At 66.2% G+C, this 16,845-nt stretch carries 12 protein-coding genes; 7 read left to right on the top strand and 5 right to left on the bottom strand.

Annotated elements, in window-relative coordinates; all coding sequences use genetic code 11:
* Window positions 1–168: 168 nt before the first annotated feature.
* The 5 genes from folC (at window position 169) to OKW37_RS22605 (ending at window position 6,105) form a co-directional block, all read left to right on the top strand.
* Complete coding sequence (gene folC, locus OKW37_RS22625) at window positions 169–1,479, top strand: bifunctional tetrahydrofolate synthase/dihydrofolate synthase (RefSeq protein WP_429403835.1); 1,311 nt, start codon at window positions 169–171, stop codon at window positions 1,477–1,479.
* A 29-nt stretch (window positions 1,480–1,508) separates the two neighbouring features.
* Entirely contained in the window at window positions 1,509–2,459 is a 951-nt protein-coding gene (locus OKW37_RS22620) for an SPOR domain-containing protein (RefSeq protein WP_184057543.1), read from the top strand.
* A 7-nt stretch (window positions 2,460–2,466) separates the two neighbouring features.
* Window positions 2,467–3,018: a CvpA family protein gene (locus tag OKW37_RS22615; RefSeq protein WP_184057541.1), complete on the top strand. Its 552-nt coding sequence runs from the start codon at window positions 2,467–2,469 to the stop codon at window positions 3,016–3,018.
* 93 nt (window positions 3,019–3,111) lie between these two features.
* Window positions 3,112–4,662 (top strand): amidophosphoribosyltransferase, encoded by a 1,551-nt coding sequence (purF, locus tag OKW37_RS22610; protein ID WP_090810350.1) that lies wholly within the window; start codon window positions 3,112–3,114, stop codon window positions 4,660–4,662.
* A gap of 246 nt (window positions 4,663–4,908) precedes the next feature.
* Window positions 4,909–6,105, top strand: coding sequence for an O-succinylhomoserine sulfhydrylase (locus OKW37_RS22605; RefSeq protein ID WP_429403834.1), 1,197 nt, complete (start codon window positions 4,909–4,911; stop codon window positions 6,103–6,105).
* Window positions 6,106–6,189: 84 nt separating this feature from the next.
* Here OKW37_RS22605 and OKW37_RS22600 read toward each other — a convergent pair whose 3' ends face one another.
* Window positions 6,190–6,978, bottom strand: coding sequence for a helix-turn-helix domain-containing protein (locus OKW37_RS22600; protein ID WP_429403833.1), 789 nt, complete (start codon window positions 6,976–6,978; stop codon window positions 6,190–6,192).
* Between the two features lie 19 nt (window positions 6,979–6,997).
* Window positions 6,998–7,339 (bottom strand): FKBP-type peptidyl-prolyl cis-trans isomerase, encoded by a 342-nt coding sequence (locus tag OKW37_RS22595; RefSeq protein ID WP_429403832.1) that lies wholly within the window; start codon window positions 7,337–7,339, stop codon window positions 6,998–7,000.
* Between the two features lie 195 nt (window positions 7,340–7,534).
* Here OKW37_RS22595 and OKW37_RS22590 point away from each other — a divergent pair, with 195 nt between their 5' ends.
* Together OKW37_RS22590 and OKW37_RS22585 are read left to right on the top strand one after the other, a co-directional pair.
* The gene (locus tag OKW37_RS22590; RefSeq protein ID WP_184057535.1) at window positions 7,535–8,356 is read left to right on the top strand and encodes a sensor histidine kinase; all 822 of its coding nucleotides are present in this window, start codon (window positions 7,535–7,537) and stop codon (window positions 8,354–8,356) included.
* A gap of 91 nt (window positions 8,357–8,447) precedes the next feature.
* Window positions 8,448–9,791 carry a hemolysin family protein gene (locus OKW37_RS22585; RefSeq protein ID WP_184057533.1) on the top strand — a complete coding sequence of 448 codons (1,344 nt, stop codon included), beginning with the start codon at window positions 8,448–8,450 and terminating at the stop codon, window positions 9,789–9,791.
* A 40-nt stretch (window positions 9,792–9,831) separates the two neighbouring features.
* On the opposite strand, the gene treY is transcribed toward OKW37_RS22585, so the two are convergent.
* The 3 genes from treY to treZ are packed head-to-tail and all read right to left on the bottom strand — an operon-like array spanning window position 9,832 to window position 16,807.
* Complete coding sequence (treY, locus tag OKW37_RS22580; RefSeq protein ID WP_429403831.1) at window positions 9,832–12,699, bottom strand: malto-oligosyltrehalose synthase; 2,868 nt, start codon at window positions 12,697–12,699, stop codon at window positions 9,832–9,834.
* Window positions 12,696–14,906 carry a 4-alpha-glucanotransferase gene (malQ, locus tag OKW37_RS22575; RefSeq protein WP_429403830.1) on the bottom strand — a complete coding sequence of 737 codons (2,211 nt, stop codon included), beginning with the start codon at window positions 14,904–14,906 and terminating at the stop codon, window positions 12,696–12,698. The genes treY and malQ overlap by 4 nt, the downstream gene beginning before the upstream one ends.
* A complete protein-coding gene (gene treZ / locus OKW37_RS22570) occupies window positions 14,903–16,807 on the bottom strand; it encodes a malto-oligosyltrehalose trehalohydrolase (protein ID WP_429403829.1) in 1,905 nt (634 codons plus the stop codon). The genes malQ and treZ overlap by 4 nt, the downstream gene beginning before the upstream one ends.
* Between the last annotated feature and the right edge of the window lie 38 nt (window positions 16,808–16,845).

The raw sequence follows: 16,845 nt of genomic DNA, 5'->3' as shown, positions 1-16,845 counted from the left end.
GGTCGAAGCCGAAGCTGGCGCGGCTCAAGGCGCGGGTTTGTGCGCATAAACCGCGCAGCGGCCTACGCCCATGACCGGCGACCCGCGATCCTCGACCGCAACCGCCTGACCAGCACCCTTCGCAGCACTGCAGAACCGAACTACCGCGACTCACTCAAGATTCACCCGATGACGACATTCCCCACTCTCGACGCGTGGCTCACGCACCTTGAATCCGCGCATCCGGTCGGCATCGACATGGGTTTGGGCCGCATCTCCCAGGTACGCGATGCGATGCAGCTATCGTTTGCGTGCCCGATCATCACGGTCGGCGGCACGAACGGCAAAGGCTCGACCTGCGCGATTCTCGAAGCGATCCTGCTGCGCGCGGGCTATACGGTCGGCTGCCACACCTCGCCGCATCTGCTGTCGTTCAACGAGCGCGCGCGCATCAATGGGGCAATGGCAAGCGACGCAGATCTGCTGCCGCACTTCGAAGCCGTCGAGGCCGCGCGCCTGAGCCTCGCCAAACCGGTCACGCTGACCTACTTCGAATTCACGACGCTCGCGATCATGAGCCTGTTCGCGTCGCGAGGCCTCGACGCGGTGATTCTCGAAGTTGGCCTCGGTGGCCGTCTCGACGCGGTCAATATCCTCGACACCGACTGCGCGATCATCACGAGCATCGATATTGACCACACCGACTATCTCGGCGACACGCGCGAAAAAATCGCGTTCGAAAAAGCCGGTATCTTCCGTCCCGGCAAGCCCGCGATTTGCGCGGACCCGGTGCCGCCGCAATCGTTGATCGATCACGCGGAAAAGATCGGGGCGCAATTGTGGTTGTTCGGCCGCGATTTCCGTTACGAAGGCCAGGCCGGCAGCGAGCGACAGCAGTGGAGCTATGTCGGCCCGACGCTGCGGCGCTCGGCGCTCGCGTATCCATCGCTGCGCGGCGCGAATCAGCTGATCAACACGTCGGCGGCGCTGGCCGGGCTCGAAGCTTTGCGCGACCGTCTGCCGGTGTCCGCGCAGGACATCCGGCTCGGCATCGCCAACGTGGATCTTCCGGGCCGTTTCCAGGTACTGCCGGGCAAGCCGTCCATCGTGCTCGACGTCGGCCACAATCCGCATGCCGCCGCGGTGCTCGGGCAGAACCTCGGCAACATGGGCTTTTTCCCGTACACGTACGCGGTGTTCGGCGCGATGCGCGACAAGGACATCGCCGGCGTGCTAAGTCATCTGAAAGGCGAGATCGATCACTGGTGCGTGACCGATCTGCCGACCCCGCGCGCCGCGTCCGCGCAAGAGCTGGAAACCGTGTTGCGCGAGCTGGGCGTGGAAGACGGCGCCGACAGCAGCGTCATGCGTTATGCAACGCCGGCGCAGGCTTTCCAGGACGCGCTAAAACGTGCGTCAGAGAATGATAGAATCGTCGTTTTCGGCAGTTTCTATACGGTAGCGGGTGTGATGGCCTACCGGAAATCGCAGCAACACTGAGCGGGCACCAGGCTCGAACCAAGCGATTCATGGGAATTTTCTCGTTCGGCAAGAAAGACGACGCGCCCAGCCGGCGCGGCGCAAACACCAGTTCCAATCGGGCCACCCGGGGTGAACGCGTCGAGCGGCGCACCCGCCGCACCGAGCGCACCGTCGATGCAGATGCAATGCTGCTCGACCCCACGCTGCCGGAAAAGCAGCGCGCGCGCCGCCGGCTCGTCGGCGCAATCGCACTGGTTGTCGCGGCGGTGATCATCCTGCCGATGGTGTTGGACTCGCACCCCAAGCCCGTCACCGACGACATCTCGATCGACATTCCGAACCGGCCCGCGCCGAAGCTCTCCAGATCCACCGCCAACGAAGACGTGCAGGCCGGCGTCGCGCCGGACAGTCCGCCGGCCGCCGACACGGGCGTGGCTGCGTCCGGCCTCGCGCCGGCAACGAGCGCGGCGACCACGGCGGCCGCCTCGGCCTCCGCCGCCAAATCGACGCAATCGACCGCAGCGAAACAAGGCGCGACCCCCTCCGCCGCAACTGGCGCTGTTACCGCCGCGACGCCAAAGCCCGCCGCGAAGCCGCAAACGCAATCGCTCGCAGCCAACACCGCGCCTGCTGTCCCCGCCAAACAGACGAAGGCACCCGCCACCACACCGTCGGCGTCGACCGACGACGAAGCGAACACGGCCACCGCCAGCGCCAGCGCCGACGCGAACTCCGGCACGCCGGCCTCGCCGCCGGGCAACCGTTTCGCGGTGCAGCTCGGCGCCTTCTCGAACGAAGCGAACGCGCGCAATTGGGCCGCGAAGTTGAAAGCAGCAGGCGTGCCCACATATACGGAACATAGGAAGCAAGCCGACGGCTCGACGCTGACATTGCTGCGTGCAGGCCCGTTCGCCGACCGCGCCGCGGCCACCGCCGCTGTCGCGAAGGTCCGCGAGGCGGGCCTCGTGTCGGGCTCGACCGGCGGCAGAGCACAGTAAGCGAGCGATGTTCACTGCCTTCGACTACGCTGTAATGGCGGTGATTGGTTTGTCGGCGCTGCGAGGCGCCTGGCGCGGTTTGCTGTCGGAAGTGTTTGGTTTGATCGGCTGGGTCGCGGCGTTTTTCATCGCTTGCGAGTTCGTGGGCTACGTGGTCCCGTATATCCCGTCTACCTGGCCGGGCGGCGCGTTGACGCAGTGGCTGCTGGCTTTTTCGCTCGTGGTGATCGGCGTAGTGCTGGTCACGAGCGTGGTGAGCGCGCTGCTCAGCCGCCTCGTGCAGGTCACGGGACTGGGTGGTGCGGACCGCTCGCTCGGTTTGATGTTCGGCCTCGTGCGTGGGGTCGTTCTGGTGCTGATTCTGGTCGCCCTCGCAGGCTTGACTAAACTGCCCAAAGAGGAATTCTGGCGCAACGCGCTGCTTCGTCCGTATGCGGTTGCGGGCGTACGCGCAATGAAACCGCTGCTCCCCGAGGCGCTCGCCGCTTACGTCCATGTGGACGATTCGGGCGCCCCGAGCAATGCGCAACAGGACTCCGGCGCATACCGGCTGCCTTGACGTCGTAGCGCGTGCCGTCGCATGAAAGCAAGCGCGGGCGCGGTCGCAGGCACCGGTCGCCATCACGAATTTCGTACCTTTGAAGGACATGCCATGTGCGGCATCGTAGGCGTAGTTTCCCATTCCCCGGTCAACCAGCTGATCTATGACAGCCTGCTGCTTCTGCAGCATCGCGGTCAGGACGCCGCCGGCATCGCAACGGCGAACGGCAGCAATTTCCACATGCACAAGGCCAACGGCATGGTGCGCGACGTGTTCCGCACGCGCAACATGCGCAGCCTGCCGGGCACGACGGGCATCGGCCAGGTCCGTTACCCGACCGCCGGTTCGGCGTCGAGCGAAGAAGAAGCGCAGCCGTTCTACGTGAACGCGCCGTTCGGCATCATCCTCGCGCATAACGGCAACCTCACCAACTGGCAGCAGCTGAAAGATGAGATGTTCCGCATCGATCGCCGCCACGTGAACACCAATTCCGATACCGAAGTGCTGCTCAACGTGCTTGCGCACGAGTTGCAACTGTCGAGCTCGGGTCTGCAGCTCGATCCGGCCGCACTGTTCAAGGCGGTGTCGGGTGTGCATCGGCGGGTGCGCGGCTCGTATGCGATCGTCGCGTTGATCGCTGGCTACGGCCTGCTTGGTCTCCGCGACCCGTTCGGCATCCGTCCGCTGTGCCTCGGCAAACGGGAAACGGCTGACGGCGTCGAGTGGATGCTGGCGTCGGAATCGGTGGCGATCGAAGGCGTCGGTTTCGAATTCGTGCGCGACGTGCAGCCGGGCGAGGCGATTTTCATCGACGCCGAAGGCCAGCTGCATTCGCAGCAATGCGCGACGACCACGAGCCTGAACCCCTGCATCTTCGAACTCGTGTATCTGGCGCGTCCGGATTCGGTGCTCGACGGCGTGCCGGTCTACAACGTGCGTTTGCGCATGGGCGACTACCTCGCCGAGAAGATCAGGCGCGAGCTGCCCGACGTCGCAATCGACGTGGTGATGCCGATTCCCGATTCGTCGCGCCCGGCCGCGATGCAGGTCGCGAAGAAGCTCGGCGTCGAGTATCGCGAGGGCTTCTTCAAGAACCGCTATGTAGGCCGTACCTTCATCATGCCGGGGCAGGCGGTGCGCAAGAAGTCGGTGCGCCAGAAGCTGAACGCGATGAACATCGAGTTCAAGGGCAAGAACGTGCTGATCGTCGACGACTCGATCGTGCGCGGCACGACGTCGCATGAAATCGTGCAGATGGCGCGCGATGCGGGCGCGAACAAGGTGATTTTCGCGTCGGCGGCGCCGCCGGTGAAATTCCCGAACGTCTACGGCATCGATATGCCGACGCGCGGCGAACTGGTCGCGCACGGCCGCTCGGACGAGGAAGTTGCGCGCATGATCGGCGCGGATCACCTCGTGTATCAGGACGTCGATGCGCTGAAGCAGGCGGTGCGCGATATCAATCCGGCGCTGAAGGAGTTCGAGGCTTCGTGCTTCGACGGCAACTACGTGACCGGCGACATCACGACCGAATACCTCGACCGCATCGAAAGCGCGCGTCTCGCGCCGTCGTCGCAATCGGATCGCGATGCCGCGAGCGAAGCGATCGACGGTGGCGGCCCGGCGCGTTCGCAGCTGCATCTGCAACTGTCGGTGGGTTGAGCGTACACACCGCGCCCCGAGCGCATTAACATGTTGGCTTGCGTCGATTTGATCTCAGCTTGCGGGCGCGGGGCGACCCGAAACAGCTAAAGCGAAGGGCGGAACGCCACGGTCGTCCGCCCTGGCTCCAGCCCCTCCCCGTACATGAAGCCCGCTTATGCCGACGCAAAAGCGGGCTTTTTCTTTTTTGTTGCTGCCTCATTTAGGCACGGAAGCAGCCACGGAAACCTGGAGACCAGAACCAACATGGACGACTTCCACGACTTTGACTTCGACACGCTGGCCGTTCGCTCAGGCACCGTGCGCAGCGATTTCAACGAGCACTCGGAAGCGATCTTCCTGACCTCGAGCTTCGTGTTCGCGAGCGCCGCGGACGCCGCCGAACGCTTCAGAAACTCCGAGGACTATTTCACGTACTCGCGCTTCTCGAACCCGACCGTGTCGATGTTCCAGGACCGTCTGGCCGCGCTCGAAGGCGGCGAGGCCTGCATCGCGACGGCTTCGGGCATGGCGGCGATCATGTCGGTCGTGATGTCGACGTTGCAGGCGGGCGATCACCTCGTCAGCTCGCGGGCGCTGTTCGGCTCGACGCTCGGCATGTTCTCGCAGATCTTCAGCAAGTTCGGCATTACGACTACATTCGTCGATCCGACTGATTTGAACGCGTGGAACGAAGCGGTGCGTCCCGAAACGAAGATGTTCTTCCTCGAAACGCCTTCCAACCCGCTGACGGAAGTGTCGGATATCGAAGCGATCGGCAAGATCGCGAAGGCCGCGAATGCGCTGTTCGTCGTCGATAACTGCTTCTGCAGCCCGGCGTTGCAGCAGCCGCTGAAGCTCGGCGCGGACGTCGTCATGCATTCGGCGACCAAGTTCCTCGACGGCCAGGGCCGTGTGCTCGGCGGCGCGCTGGTCGGTTCGAAGAAAATCATCATGGAAAAGGTGTTTCCGTTCGTACGCAGCGCCGGGCCGACGCTGTCCGCGTTCAACGCGTGGGTACTGTTGAAAGGCATGGAAACGTTGTCGCTACGCGTCGAGAAGCAGTCGGCGAATGCGCTCGAAATCGCGCGCTGGCTCGACTCGCATCCGGCCGTCAATCGCGTGTTCTATCCGGGGCTCGAATCGCATCCTCAGCACGCGCTCGCGATGCGTCAGCAGAAGTTGGGCGGCGCGATCGTGTCGTTCGAATTGAAGGGCGACACGCCCGAGCAGATGCGTACGAACGCATGGCGCGTGATCGACGGCACGAAAGTCTGCTCGATCACCGGCAACCTGGGCGACACGCGTACGACGATCACGCATCCGGCGACGACCACGCACGGCCGCATTACGCCCGAAGCGCGCGCGGCGGTGGGCATCAGCGAAGGTCTGATCCGGCTTGCGGTGGGGCTTGAAAACGCGGGCGATATCCGTGCGGATCTGCAATGTGGGCTCGAAAGCTGACAGGCAGGGCAAAACCTGTGCGCGGCATACAGGCTTCAAATGGCCTCAAGGGTCTCAAAGCCCTCCGCGCCACCTCCGCCACACTCAGTGCCGCAACGCGCGCCACTGCCCGGGCGCCAGCCCGAAACGCCGCGTGAACGCGTGCGTGTAAGCGCTCTGATCGCCGAAGCCGATCTCGAGCGCGATATCGGTCAACGAAAGACGCGGGTCCGCAAGCAGCGTGATCGACGTGTCGAGCCGCAACCGCTGCAAATAGCGATGCGGCGTCTCGCCGAACGCATCGATAAACAGTTGATGAAAACGCCGCATGCCGAAACCGCAGTGCGCGGCGAGGTCCGCGATCTTCAGCGGCTCGGACAGATGCGCGCGCAGCCAGCGGTCGATGCGCGCGAAATCGAGGCGAACGCCTTCGCTTTGCACACCGGCTAGTGCCCCGGAATCGGCGACAAGCGCGGCGCCCAGGCGTGCCGCAGCATCCCAATGAAAGCGACGGTGACCGAAGGCATTATCTTGCGCTTCGCCCACGCCGCCCGCAGCATGCGCGGCAATCGCGTGCACGAGCTGTGCGAGCGACGGATCAACGGCCACGGCGCGCGCGCGCTCGAACAACCGCTCGGGCACCGCCAGCGAGGCCGCAGGCAAATCGAGCACGAGCTGCCGGTTCGTGCCGACACCCGCATAATCGTGCCGCGCGCCGGCCGGGATCAGCCATGCGGAGCCGGCGTCGATCTGCTCGGCGACGCCGTCTACCGCCATCACCATTGCGCCGTCGAGCCCCAGCACGACCTGGTGGAAGTCGTGCACGTCCGACGCTTCGATCGCGCCATAGCAGCGCAGCGAAACGTTGGGGGCGGTGACGGCGGCGTGGCTCACGACAATACTCAGACGTGACTCAGACTTCGAGCAGTTCGACTTCGAACACGAGTGTCGCGTTCGGCGGAATCACCCCGCCCGCGCCGCGCACGCCGTAGCCGAGTTGCGGCGGAATGATCAGCTTGCGCTTGCCGCCGACCTTCATGCCTTGCACGCCTTCGTCCCAGCCCTTGATGACCATGCCGCCGTCCAGCACGAACGCGAACGGGTCATTGCGGTCCTTGCTCGAATCGAACTTCTGGCCGTCGGTCAGCCAGCCCGTGTAATGCACGGTCACGGTCTTGCCGGCCACGGCTTCGGCGCCGGTGCCTTCCACGAGATCTTCGTACTTCAGGCCGGATTCGGTCGTCACAGTCGACATGCGTTGCTCCTCAGATCAAAACGTAAAACCGACATTGTAGGCGCGTTGACGTCGATCGCCGAGTCTGGTCCGGTTCCGCGCATGGCATGCGGATTGCGTCCCGCGTCGCGATTCGGCCTCGACTGGTCGGTCCGAACGGGATGCCTATAATGAGGCTTCCCCCCATCATCCAGCATTGCCTGAGAGGACTCGATCGTGACTACGTCACCCAACGGGACTGCTGGCGCCCAGCCGGCGTCGGCCGGCTTTGTCATCACCGAACGCAGCGCGCTGCTGCGCGCGGAAACCGCGTTGTTCATGCGCGATCACGTGCTGTCGCTGGTGTCGCACGACCTGCGCGGTCCGTTGAATGCGATTCATAGCTGGGCGTACGTGCTCGAGCGCAAGCTCGACGCGAACGATCCCAATTCGCAGCGCGCGATCACCGGCATTCGCAGCGGCGTCGATCAGCAGGTGAAGCTGCTCGAGACGATCGTCGATGCGACGCGCGCCGAAACGAAATCGCTCGCGCTCACGTATGAACCCTTTCCGCTGCATCCGCTGCTCGACGAAACCGTCGAGGAAGTCCGCGCCGGCCTCGCCCGCGCGCGCGGCGTCGAAGTGCGGCTCGACTCGCAGATCGCCACCGAGCAACTGAACGGCGACCGCGCTCGGCTCGCCGCCGCGGCGTGGCTGATGCTGACGTTCGCCGTCGAAGCGAGCGCGCGGGGCACCGAGGTCGCACTGGCCGCGCGCGCGGACAACGGCACATGGCATGCGAGCGTCACGTACGAGCCGAACGAGGCCGCGTTGAACGACGCCGCGCTGCCGCATGTGCTCGAAGCGTTCGCGCGCAAGCAGGCGGGCGAACCGCGCGAGGCGAAGCGCATCGCGTGGGTGTTCGCGTTGTGCAAACGCGTCGCGGAGGCGCACGGCGGAAGCTTCGAGCAAAGCGATACGACGGAAGCGGACGGCGTCACCGCGACCCCCGCCACGCTCGTGCTGCGCGTGCCGTTCAGCGCGGCGGCGCCGAAATGAGCGTCGCGCGCGAATGCGTTTGCGCACAATCAAGAATTCATCGAGCTTTCAGCGCCTATACTGACAACTTTTGTTGCCGGAGCCCGTCGCTTTGATCCAGGTTGTCGCTCTTATCGGTGCAATGTTTCTGGTTGCACTCAACGGCTTTTTCGTCGCCGCCGAATTCGGTCTGGTCAAACTGCGGCAGACCCGCGTGCAAAGCCTTGCCACCCAGCATGGCATGCGCGGACGTCTGCTCGCGAAGGTGCACGGACAGCTCGACGCGTATCTGTCGGCGTGTCAGCTCGGCATCACGCTCGCGTCGCTCGGCCTCGGCTGGATCGGCGAACCAGCGTTCGCGCAACTGCTGATGCCGCTTTTCACCGTGATCGGCGTCGAGTCCGAGAAGCTGATGCATGGCATTTCACTGTTCTTCGCGTTTTCGTGTATTTCGTTCCTGCATATCGTGGTCGGCGAACTCGCGCCGAAGTCGCTCGCGATTCGCGAGGCGGAGAAAATTTCGCTGTGGACCGCGACGCCGCTGTACGGTTTCTACTGGGCCATGTACCCGGCCATCTGGCTGCTCAACACGAGCGCGAACGCGGTGCTGAAGGCCGCGGGGCTCGATACCGACCAGGGTCACGACTCGCATTACTCGACCGAGGAACTCAAGCTGATCCTGCGCGGCCGCCGCGCGAACGTCGCGAGCGAACTCGGTGCGTCGACCGGCGCGTACAGCCAGGACGAATGGAACACGATCGCGCACTCGCTCGACTTCTCGCGAATGACCGTATCGGACCTGATGCGGCCGTCGCATGAAATGGTGTGCCTGCGGCGCGATCTACCGTTGCGCGACAACATGCAGGTGGTCGCGCGGCACCGCTTCAGCCGCTATCCGCTGTTCGAGGATGCATCCGGCGAACGCGTGGCCGGCATGATCCATCTGAAGGACCTGCTGCTCGCGCGCCAGGCGGGCAGCACGCTCGACGACCTGTCGCGCTACGTCCGCCCCGTGCAGTACGTGAAGCCGGACATGCCGGCTCTCGATCTGTTCCGGCGCTTTCGCAAGGGCGCGCCGCACTTCGCGCTGGTCGGCCACAAGAACGCGAAACCGATCGGCTTCCTGACGCTCGACAACCTGCTCGGCGCGCTGGTCGGGCAGATCCACGATGAATTCCGCCAGGGCGACGCCGACTGGACCCGCATGGACGACGGCACGCTGATGGGCAAGGGCAGCTTGCCGGTGGTGTCGCTCGAACGTGCTCTGGGTATCGACATCGATGAAGGCAAGGCCGAATCGGTGGGCGGGCTCGTGATCCAGGCGCTCAACGATCTGCCGAGCGAAGGGCAGCGCGTCGAGTTCGAAGACTTCGACGTCGTGGTCAAGAAGATGAAGGGACCGCGCATCGTGCTCGTGCGCGTGTATCCGAAGCTGTTCGACGACGAAGGCGGTTGAGGCCCGAGCCAACCCGAAGCCTCAACCCTCTTTGACCGCCTCAGCTTCGAGGCACCCCATCCTCCACCAACACCGCGACCGGCATCGCGGCGAGCGCGTCGCGCAGATACAGCAGCCCGTGATCGTCGACTTTCGGCGCGGCGGGGCTCAGCCAATCGAACAGCGCACGCGCCGACAGATCGGGCGGCATTTCGATGGCCGTATCCGCCCATTGCGCCGGCTCGACGAGCGGCAGACCAGCATCATCGCCAAGCAGTCGCGCGGCCAACCGGCTGGCAATCACCACGGCCCACGCATTGCCATGCCGCCGCGCGAACGCGATCACACTCGACGCATGCGCGCCGCGCACCGTGAGCGGCAGATACGCGCCCTGACTCAGTAGCTCCGGCAGATGCGCGCGCAACGCCAGCACGCGCTGGATCACCGCGAGCTTTACGCGCCCGTCGCGCCAGTCCGCCAGAAATTCCGACGGCGGCGTTTGCGTCTGCGGCAGCCACGCCTCGCGTTTCGCGAAATCGACGGGCCGCCGATTGTCCGGATCGACGAGGCTGAAGTCCCACAGCTCGGTGCCTTGATAAAGATCAGGGATCCCAGGCGACGCGACGCGCAACACCGTCTGCTGCAGGCTGTTGAGCGCGCCCGCGCGACCAATGCGCTCGACGAACGCTGACAGCTCCTTCAGAAAGGCGTCGCGCCGCTGCGGCGCAAGGATGCCGAACAGGAATTCGCGGCAGCCGGCTTCGTAGGCTTCGTCGGGCGCGAGCCAGCTGGTTTGCAGCTTCGCCTCGCGCAGCGCCTTCAACTGCCATTGCGCGACGCGCTCGGCCAGCTCCTTGACGCCGGCTTCGTCGTCGGCGCGCAGCGGCGGCGGCCAGCAGCCCACCAGCGTTTGATACAGCATCGCCTCGGCGGCGGGGCCGGGAGCCCATGCGTCGCTCTTGTCCTGGCTCACGCTGTTGATCGGCGTGCCGTCGAGCGCTCGACGCTGCGGCGCGTTCAACGTCGACCATGCACGCAACGTCGCGCCCCATTCGTCGGCGATCTCGCTGAGCACCGCGAGCCGCGCGCGCACATCTTCACCGCGCTTGTGATCGTGCGTGGCGGTCGCAAGCATCGCATGAGGAAAACGTTGCGCGCGCTCGAGATTGCCCGCATGAAACTGCTCCACCGACAGCGCGAACTCGCCCGGGTCCGAGCCGACTTCGTTGCGCGACAGCAGACGGCCGTAGCGATAGCACGCGGTGTCCTCGATCGCCTTGGCGGCGAGCGGCGCGGTCAGCTGCGAAAACAGCGTTTGCGCGCTGCGCCGGGACGAGCCCGCATGCGGCGACGCTCCGCCGCCTTGCGCCTGCTGCTGCGACTGCGCACCGGGCCGCGCGGGCGGGGCCTCTTCGGCGCTGCCGCCGAGCCACGCATTCACGCGCTCGAGCGCCGCATGGTCCGAGCGCGGCAGCGAAGCGCGCGCGCCCGCGAGCGCCTCCTCGAAATAGACGTTGTCGGCGGCGCTGCGCAGTCCGCCCAGCGGATACATGCGGTACACGGGGAAATGCACGACCAGTTCGGTCAGCACGCGGCGCAGCGCGGGGTACGTGAAGTCGCGCGTGCTCAGCGAATCGCGTGCGATCCGATGCAGCGCGCGCGCCGCGCGGTCCAGTTCCGCCGAGAAGTTTTCCGCGAGAATCTTGCGCCGCGCCGCGTGCGCTTCATCGGCGAAGCGCGCGCTGCGGCCGGTGAGCTCGGCCCACGTACCGGCGAGCGGGTCCGCGCCGGCCGGATCGTGCAGCAGCGCGCCGACGTCGTTCATGAAGTCGTAGCCGGTCGTGCCGTCGACGGGCCAGTCGTCGCGCAACGGCTCGCCACGGCCGAGAATCTTCTCCACCACCACATACGGCGCGGTGTCGCGCAACTCGCTGAGCCGTTGGCGCAAACGCTGGCAGTATTCGCGCGGCTCGGCGAGCCCGTCGATGTGATCGATCCGCAAGCCGTCGACGAGCCCTTCGCGATAGAGGCGAAAGATCAGCGCGTGCACCGCCTCGAACACCTCGGGCCGCTCGACGCGCACGCCGGCGAGCGTCGAGATGTCGAAGAAGCGCCGCCAGTTCACTTCGTCGGAGGCGGTGCGCCACCACGCGAGCCGGAAATGCTGCCGCTCGATCAGCCGATGCAGCCGGTCGCGCGTGACCGGATCCTCAGGCGCGTAAGTCTCCAGCACGAACTCGATCGCCGACTCGCCTTCGCGCGCGACGAACTCGCGCAGCGCGTCGCGCGCCTCGGCGGCGCGCGGCTGATCGGCGGGCTGCGTGGTGAGCCCCTGAAAGCGATTCGCGAGCGCGCTCAGATCGGCGCGGTCGGCGCCTTGCAGGATGGCCGCGTAATCGACCGGGCAGATCGGGAACACGTGCGGACCATAGCCGATTTGAAAGCGTCCGCTGTCGGCCGCGAAATGCAGCCCGATGCGGCCCGCCGCCAGTTCTTCGCCGTACGACGCGCCGAGCGTCGGCAGCAGCACCTTGCCGCGCAGCGCGGGATCGGGCGAATGCCAGTCGACGTCGAAATGACGCGCATACGCGCTGTGGCGGCCCCATTCGAGGATGTCGAGCCACCACGCGTTGCTCGACCCGCCGACGCCCATATGATTCGGCACCATGTCGACGATGAGCCCCATGTCGTGCGCGCGCAGCTTGTCGACGAGGTGCTTCAGGCCCGCCTCGCCGCCGTATTCGGCACTGACCTCGGTGTAGTCGACGGTGTCGTAGCCGTGCATCGAGCCGGGCTCGGCCGTCGTGATCGGCGACGCGTACAGGTGGCTGATGCCGAGCGCGGCGAAGTAGTCGATGTGCCGCGCGGCGTCGTCGAACGTGAAGCCTCGATGGAACTGGAGGCGCAGTGTGGAGCGTGGAACGGTCATGGCGTGTCAGGCTCCGCGGAAGTGTTGGATGAACGCGCGGCGGCGCGGCGCGCGCCGTCGACGGCCAGCAGGCGGTCGGTGAACACGGGGTCGTCGAACATCGCGTCGACGGGCAGCGTCATGCGGCGGCGCCAGTTCGGATGTTCGTCGATCGAGCCCGGCAGGTTCGGCTGCTCGTCGAGCGCGAGCAGGTCTTCGAGCGGAAACGTGACGAGCGGCCCGGGTGTCGCGGCGACGAATGCGAGCGCTTCGTCGACCGGCGCGTTGTCGGCGTCCGGCGGCGCGACCTCGGGCGCGGCCACGCCCGCTTGCTGGAACGCGCGCCACAAGTCGGCGCGCTGCTGCGCGCGCTCTTCGAGCGCCGCTTCCTCGGGATCGCGCCCGTCGGCGCGCGCCATCGTCTGGCCGATGCGGTTGCGCCACATGATGTCGCTGCCGCGCCACCAGCCGGCGACGGTCGGCAGATCGTGCGTGGTCGTCGTGCCGACCGCGTACCGGTCCCAATCGGCCGGCGCCTTGAAGCCGTTGCCGTCGGCGGCGCCTTCGAACCACAGCACGCGAATCCCCTCGATGCCGTGCTCGTCGAGCCGCTCCCGAAACCCGGACGGCACGGTGCCGAGGTCCTCGCCGATCACGATCGAGCGATGCCGCCACGATTCGAGCGCGATCAGCCGCAGCAGGTCTTCGAACGGATAGCGCAGATATGCGCCATTGCGCGCGCTTTCGCCTTCGGGCACGAGCCACAGACGCCGCAAGCCGAGGATGTGATCGATGCGGATGCCGCCGGCATGCGCGAACGCCGCGCGCAGCATGTCGATGAACGCGGCGAAGCCTTGTGTGCGCATCGCGCGCGGCGAAAAGGTCGTGAGTCCCCACGACTGGCCGGCCTGGTTGAAGAGATCGGGCGGCGCGCCGACCGACACGCCCTGCAGCATGTCGTCGGGATAGGACCATGCATGACTGCCGGCGCTGTCGCAACCCACCGCGAGATCGGCGATCAGGCCGACCGCCATGCCGGCTTCGCGCGCGGTGTGCTGAGCGTGCAACAGCCCGCGCGATGCCAGCCACTGCAGGAACAGATGAAAGTCGACCTCGTCGCGATGCGCGGCGGCGAACGCCTCGACTTCGGGGCCGCGTGGGTCGCGCAATGCATCGGGCCAGTTGCGCCAATGGCCGTCGCCGCCTTGCGCGAGCTGCGCGGCCTGCAGCGCTTCGAAGCGCGCATGATCTTCGAGCGCGCGCCCCGCGCGTTCGCAGAAGCCGTGAAATTCGAGCGCGCGCGGCGAGTGCTGCGGGCGCTCGTTGGCGCTGAACTGCTCGTACAGCGCGCGCAAAACCGTGAGCTTCAGCGGGGTCGCGTGCGGCCAATCGATCAGAGGCAGCTCTTCATATTTGGACCACGCGTTGCCGGCCTGCGCCGATGCGGACGCGGACGCATCCGCGCCGAACACCGCGGCCGGATCGATATGCGTGACGTTGAGCCATAAACGCGACGACGGCGCGTACGGGCTGAAGCGCTCGGGCTGCGCGCTGAACATCGCGTGGGTCGGACTGACGGCGAGCGCGTGCGCGCCGCGCTGCGCGCCGTGCCGCGCAAGCTGCGCGAGCGCCGTGTAGTCGCCGATGCCGCCGTCGCCGGTGCGGCGCAAGCCATACAGTTGCGCGGCGATGCCCCACAGCGGCGGCGCGGGCGGCGCGGCTTCGCGTTCGCCTTCTCCGTCGTCGCCGCCGCCATGCAGCGTGCGCCATGCGTCGGCGACGGTGTAGCAGCGCGGCGGCGCGACCGCGAGCGTCATGCGCTGGTCGTTGATCACGAGCGTGTGATAGCCGGTTTCGTCGATCGGCGCGAGCAGCGCTTCCTCGCCTTTCGGCGCGGTAAAGCGGCCGTCGATGATCGAGCCGCTCTCCAGCTCGATCCGGTAATGGCTGCCCGACCTGACCGCGGGCGCGGGCAGCGCGATGCCACGCCCGATCACCGCGGTCATCAGCGGCGGCAGCCTACGGCCCGATAGTTCGGCCTCCAGAGCAGCGGCGCTGTGGCGGATATCCGTGGCGTTGCCGCACGGCAGACCCATGCGTTCGAGCAGCGTGCCAAGAGTCTTCTCCGGCACGTGCTGCGTATGATGGTGCGCGTCCTGCCACTCCACCTCGAAGCCTGCGCGGGTGGCGAGCGCGGCAAGCCTGTCGTTGGGGCGTCGGGTCGTCACGCGCGCTGCTCCTCGTGCGATGCGATGCGCGCATCGTGGCGGCTCGCGAATTCGTTGATGTCGCCGGTCAGCCACGCGATGCACGCATGCGCGGGCAACACCCGCGCGTCGGCCTGTTCGCGCGCGCGCGGCGGTGTTTCGAAAATGATCTTGCCGTCGGGGATGGCGTCGAACGCGACGTTCTGCTGCGACAGATTCAGCGCGATCGACAGCGTCTCACCATCGCCGAGATTCCAGCGCGCGATCAGCGCGTTCGCGTCGCCGCCACCGGCATCGCGCAGCACGGTCGCACCGCACGCCTTCGTATGTTTCAGGCGCGGCGTGATCAGCTTCGCGCGCACCGCGAGCGCGGACTTGTAGTAATGCATCCAGTCGAGCCGATCCGGCGTCGGCGGTACATCGGGCGCGGGTGGCGACGAGGCGGCGAAGGTCTGGGCATCGTTCGGATCGGGAATCTGCGCGCGGCGTTTGTCATCGCTGAACGCGGCAAAGCGGGCGAATTCACGGCGTCGCCCTTCGCGCACGGCGTCGGCGAGATCGCCGGTGTAATCGGTGAAAAACAGGAACGGTTGCGTCGAACCATGCTCCTCGTCCATGAACAGCAGCGGAATTTGCGGCGACAGCAACAGCAACGCGGTCGCGGCGCGCAGCGCGTCATCCGAGGTCAGCTTGCGCAGACGTTCGCCGAACGCACGGTTGCCAATCTGATCGTGGTTCTGCAAAAACATCACGAACGACGTCGGCGGCAGATGCGCGCTCGCTTCGCCACGCGGCGCACCATCGTGCAGCGGCGATGGCTCGCCCTGATACGCGAAGCCTTCGGCCAGCACTCGCGCGAGCCGGCGAATCGGTTGGTTGGCATACGCGTGGTAATAGCCTTCGGTTTCGCCGGTCAGCAGCACGTGCAGCGTGTTGTGCGCGTCGTCGTTCCATTGCGCGTCGAAATGCGCGCCGAGCAGGCTCGCGCTGTTGTGCTCGTTTTCGACCACCAGATGCACGTGACGGCCCTGCTGCACGCGCGCGCGGATATGGTCCGACAGCTCGCGCAGCCACCCGGGATTGTCGATCGCATGCACCGCATCGAAGCGCAGTCCGTCGAAGCGGTACTCGTTGATCCAGTAGACGGCGTTGTCGGTGAAGAAGTCGCTGACTTCGCTGCGCTCGAAGTCGATCGCGGGGCCCCACGGCGTGTTCACGCCTGCGCGGAAAAACGGCTCCGCGTAACTATGCAGATAGTTGCCGTCCGGTCCGAAGTGGTTGTAGACGACGTCGAGAAACACCATCAGGCCCACACCATGCGCGGCGTCGATCAGCGCCTTCAGTTCGTCGGGGCGGCCGTATGCGGAGTCGGGCGCGTACGGCAACACGCCGTCGTAACCCCAGTTGCGACGACCGGGAAAGTCGTTCAACGGCATCAGTTCGATGGCGGTGACGCCGAGCGCGGCGAGCTCGGGCAGGCGCTTTTGCACGCCCGCATACCCGCCCATCGCACCGACGTGCAATTCGTACAGCACCGTTTCTTCCCAGGGCCGGCCGTGCCATTCGGTGTGTTCCCAATGGTAGGCGCGCGGATCGATGACCTCGCTCGGGCCGTGCACGTCCCGCGGCTGGAACCGCGAGGCCGGATCGGGCACCGCCTGCCCGTCGTCGAGCTGGAACCGATACAGCGTGCCCGCGCCGCTCTCCACGGTGGTCTCGAACCAGCCGTTGCCGGTCGGAGCCATGTCGTGCGTGCCTTGCGCGGGGCCGTTTTCGACCACCACCTGCACGCTGCTGCACGACGGTGCCCAAAAACGGAACCGCGTGCGCGGTCGCGTGCCGCTCGCGCCGATCAACTGCGCGCTGAACGGCAGGCAGTGCGCGTAATGATGCGTGTGAGGATCAATCGGACTTTCAGACATGTCTTCACCATTCGAATCTGCTAACGAGCCTGGACGGC

Source organism: Paraburkholderia sp. MM5482-R2, assembly GCF_050436125.1.
Lineage (GTDB): Bacteria > Pseudomonadota > Gammaproteobacteria > Burkholderiales > Burkholderiaceae > Paraburkholderia > Paraburkholderia tuberum.
This window is presented reverse-complemented; position numbering and strand designations above follow the sequence as displayed.

Coding starts and splice junctions, on each gene's coding strand:
- purF (WP_090810350.1), top strand. CDS start 3,112: ATGTGCGGCATCGTAGGCGTAGTTTCCCATTCCCCGGTCAACCAGCTG.
- OKW37_RS22620 (WP_184057543.1), top strand. CDS start 1,509: ATGGGAATTTTCTCGTTCGGCAAGAAAGACGACGCGCCCAGCCGGCGC.
- OKW37_RS22605 (WP_429403834.1), top strand. CDS start 4,909: ATGGACGACTTCCACGACTTTGACTTCGACACGCTGGCCGTTCGCTCA.
- OKW37_RS22615 (WP_184057541.1), top strand. CDS start 2,467: ATGTTCACTGCCTTCGACTACGCTGTAATGGCGGTGATTGGTTTGTCG.
- treZ (WP_429403829.1), bottom strand. CDS start 16,807: ATGTCTGAAAGTCCGATTGATCCTCACACGCATCATTACGCGCACTGC.
- OKW37_RS22595 (WP_429403832.1), bottom strand. CDS start 7,339: ATGTCGACTGTGACGACCGAATCCGGCCTGAAGTACGAAGATCTCGTG.
- treY (WP_429403831.1), bottom strand. CDS start 12,699: ATGACCGTTCCACGCTCCACACTGCGCCTCCAGTTCCATCGAGGCTTC.
- folC (WP_429403835.1), top strand. CDS start 169: ATGACGACATTCCCCACTCTCGACGCGTGGCTCACGCACCTTGAATCC.